The 3,596-nt window shown below is 41.2% G+C and carries 4 protein-coding genes and 1 pseudogene; 2 read left to right on the forward strand and 3 right to left on the reverse strand.

What is annotated here, in order from left to right:
* A pseudogene (locus LIQ05_RS19005) lies at window positions 1–493 on the forward strand (transposase); the annotation flags it as partial.
* Window positions 494–568: 75 nt separating this feature from the next.
* Here the strand turns inward: LIQ05_RS19005 and LIQ05_RS19010 are convergent.
* From LIQ05_RS19010 to LIQ05_RS19020, 3 genes are read right to left on the reverse strand one after another with little or no spacing between them, the layout of a single operon-like run.
* Complete coding sequence (locus LIQ05_RS19010; RefSeq protein WP_173773777.1) at window positions 569–1,327, reverse strand: sulfite exporter TauE/SafE family protein; 759 nt, start codon at window positions 1,325–1,327, stop codon at window positions 569–571.
* Window positions 1,328–1,372: 45 nt separating this feature from the next.
* The gene (locus LIQ05_RS19015) at window positions 1,373–1,933 is read right to left on the reverse strand and encodes a GNAT family N-acetyltransferase (protein WP_173716727.1); all 561 of its coding nucleotides are present in this window, start codon (window positions 1,931–1,933) and stop codon (window positions 1,373–1,375) included.
* Window positions 1,934–1,946: 13 nt separating this feature from the next.
* Entirely contained in the window at window positions 1,947–2,198 is a 252-nt protein-coding gene (locus LIQ05_RS19020) for a kinase (protein WP_226822893.1), read from the reverse strand.
* A 243-nt stretch (window positions 2,199–2,441) separates the two neighbouring features.
* On the opposite strand from LIQ05_RS19020, the gene LIQ05_RS19025 reads away from it, so the two are divergent.
* Window positions 2,442–3,530, forward strand: coding sequence for a pyridoxal phosphate-dependent aminotransferase (locus LIQ05_RS19025; RefSeq protein ID WP_148463575.1), 1,089 nt, complete (start codon window positions 2,442–2,444; stop codon window positions 3,528–3,530).
* Window positions 3,531–3,596 lie beyond the last annotated feature (66 nt).

Consider the following 3,596-nt stretch of genomic DNA (forward strand, 5'->3'; position numbering starts at 1 on the left):
TGCATCCGGTGGAACCGGAAATGATAAGGATTCTATATCTGAAGAACTTCCTGAAGATGTGAAAACACAAAAATGCAGCATCAGCGATCCGGAAAGTGGATGGTTTCGAAAGGGTGAACATAAACATGTTTTTGCATATGCAGTAGAAACTGCCTGTGATAAACATGGCTGGATCCTTGGATATACAGTACATCCTGGTAATGAGCATGACAGTCGTACTTTTAAAGCATTATACGATAAGATATCTAAACTGAATCCGCAGATAGTAGTTGCAGATGCAGGATATAAAACTCCGGCAATCGCCCATCGGCTGTTGGAAGATGGAATTCAACCACTTTTTCCGTATACCCGTCCCAAGACCAAAGAAGGCTTTTTCGGAAAACACGAATTCGCATATGATGAATACTATGATTGTTATATATGTCTGGGAGCACATATATTGACATACAGTACAACAAACAGAAGTGGATATAAAGAGTATAAAAGCTGCGGTGAACAGCATAACACCCAACACCAAGTTTGTCTACAGTCTGAAGCCAGGGCTATTAAGCTCTGGCTTTTGTGTGTTTCAAATCAGTTCTGTTAATACTTTAATGAAGAAGATCACGATCACCACAATCATAACCGGTTTTACGATCTTGTGACCGTTTGAAGTAAAGCTATGACTTCCAAGATAATTCCCTGCCATGTTACAAATTCCGGCTGCAATTCCCAGTGGCAAAAGCACTTTGCCATTGATCAGAAATACGACAAGTGCTGTGATATTGGTTGTCAGATTGATTGCCTTTGTGGCACCTGCTGCATCGTTTAATGTCATATGACAGAAACCGGTAAATAAAAGCATCAGAAATGTTCCTGTTCCCGGTCCGTAAATCCCATCATAAATACCAACTACAGCTGCGATCAGAATACTTTTAAAAATCAGCATTCCATTGATTACTTCTGTTGCATTTTCGTCTTTTCCTTTCAGTGCTTTGCTTCTCAGTACATAAAACAAAATGACCGGAAGCACAACCAGCATGGCGATCTTTAAAGCTTTCTCCGAAATCAGAAGAGCCAGATGAGATCCTATCCAGGATCCGGCAATTGCACCAAAAACTGCCGGAATACAGATTTTCCATTTCATAAAGCCTTTTTTCATGTAGTGAAAAGATGCCACGAAAGTTCCCATGGAGCTGCTCATTTTATTTGTTGCAATTGCAGTATGTACCGGCAGTCCCGCAATCATATATGCCGGAAGTGAGATCAGTCCGCCTCCTCCGGCAATCGAATCCACAAATCCTGCCAGAAATACAAAAAAACATACTACCAGATAAACTAAAACCACATTTTCTCCCACGTTCCCTGTCCTCAATTTCCTTTTGTATTTTTATTATTTTTTCATCGCAATCAATGTCGGGCGAAGAATCTGTACGTATTCTTCATACATTACTTCTCGCAGAAAATCCACATATTCCCAGAAAGTCAGCTCACCGTCCGGTGTAAGGATTTCAAAATCTGTATCATACACATTTACAAACAATCCCGTCTCCTGAAGTCCGTTCCGAAGATAAAAAGCCTTTCTTTTTTTGCGTTCTTCAGCATTTTCTGCTTTTTCATCCTGTGTTTCTATTTCAAAAATATATTTATGATTTTTGAACTTTTTAAGTAATGCTTCCAGTCCCCTGCTTCCATATCCGTAATTTCTTTTCTCCGGTACAATTGCATAATAATCCAGAAGCGCCCTATCCTGCTCCGCATCGATCAGATTGATTGCCAGTCCTACGAATTCATCTTCGTCAACCATTGCAAGCATCTCCATCTTTCCATCTGCTACCAGGTTTTCCATTACCTGCAGGGGCTTTTTCTCCTGTTCCGGAAATGCTTTATCATACAGATCATAAAGCTGCCATTTATATTTTGCGCCTTCATCGGCAATGTTTACAAGTTTCATTTTTCTCTCCTGCTTAATTATTGATCATATCCGGCCATGACAGAATTTCTCCGGCAATCTTTTCTTCATAATCGCCCTCAATATCCTCACTTCTGCCTGCCTCATAGATATTTGTCTCTGCACCCCAGACTCCATCGTGATATTCCCACACATGGAATTTCAGTCCGCGGAACATAAAATCCAGACTTCCGCATCCGTCTTCTTCGGTATATTCAAACCTGATATTTTTTTGCTTCAATGCATCCTGTACTGTCTGCAATCTCATATTCATTCCCCCGTCTTGCATATTTATTAGTTATTGCTGTTCACAACAACACCTGTTTGTTACTGTTCACTCCGTTCACAGCAACTTGGTCAAAATCCATTCCAAAACACCTCGCGGAATACTGCCTGTGTTCACAGCAACACCTGTTTTTCTAGTATAACACATCTTCGGCGGTTGTCTATTGTAAAAAACGCTTCGATGATTTATTATAGTAAATAGCGAAATAATGAGGAGTGTAACCTTATGACTACAAAAATGGTTTTTCATGGAAGTGACATAGAAAAAATATGTGACTACTATCATTTAAATAAAGAAGATATCGTTAAATTCGGGGCAAATGTCAATCCTCTTGGCCTCTCCGCCTCTGTAAAAAAAGAAATTGCAGAAAATGTCGATCTTTTTTCTTCTTATCCGGACAGAGATTATGTATCTCTCAGAAATACGATCTCAGAATACTGCAGGATTCCCGCTGAATTTATTTTACCGGGAAATGGTTCCAGTGAACTGATCTCACTTCTGATTCAGGAACGTGCGCCGAAACACACCCTGATTCTCGGACCGACATATTCCGAATATTCCAGAGAACTTTCTTTCTCCGGAAGCACACAGGAATATTATCATCTGCGAGAAGAACGAAATTTCACTCTCGATGTAGAGGATCTGTGCAAAACTCTGGAAAACGGTTATGATTTCCTGATTCTCTGCAATCCGAATAATCCGACTTCCTCTGCGATCATGCAGGAAGATCTCCGCAAACTGATCGCATTCTGTGCAGATAAAGATATTTTTGTCATGATCGATGAAACTTACGTAGAGTTCGCACCAGATGTCGAAGAAATAACTGCAATTCCTCTGACCAGAGAATTTACCAATCTTATGGTACTGCGTGGTGTTTCTAAATTTTATGCTGCACCGGGCATGCGTCTCGGTTACGGAATTACCGGAAATATGGAATTTCTTTCCAAAATGCGAGAAAAACAGACGCCATGGTCACTGAACAGTCTTGGTGCCTTTGCCGGAGAGCTGATGCTCCGTGACCACGACTACATTCAGGAAACGCGTGATCTGATCCTCGATGAGCGTGACCGCATGGAGCAGGAACTTCAAAATATCCCTACTTTTAAAGTTTATCCTGCCTATGCCAATTTCATCTTATTAAAAATCCGCCGGGACGGTCTGACTTCCGCCGATGTCTTTGAGGCCTGCATCAAAAAAGGCCTGATGATCCGCGACTGTTCTTCCTTCCAGTGCCTGGACGGCGAATTTGTCCGCTTCTGCATCATGATGCACGACGATAATACAAAACTCTTAAACGTACTGAAGCAGCTGTAATCCAGCTGCTTCAGACTGTAGACAAAGCCCTGCTTTTGCAGGGTTTTGCTATTGTTGGAACCGCTT

The sequence above is a fragment of the Blautia glucerasea genome (genome assembly GCF_020537505.1).
GTDB lineage: Bacteria > Bacillota > Clostridia > Lachnospirales > Lachnospiraceae > Blautia_A.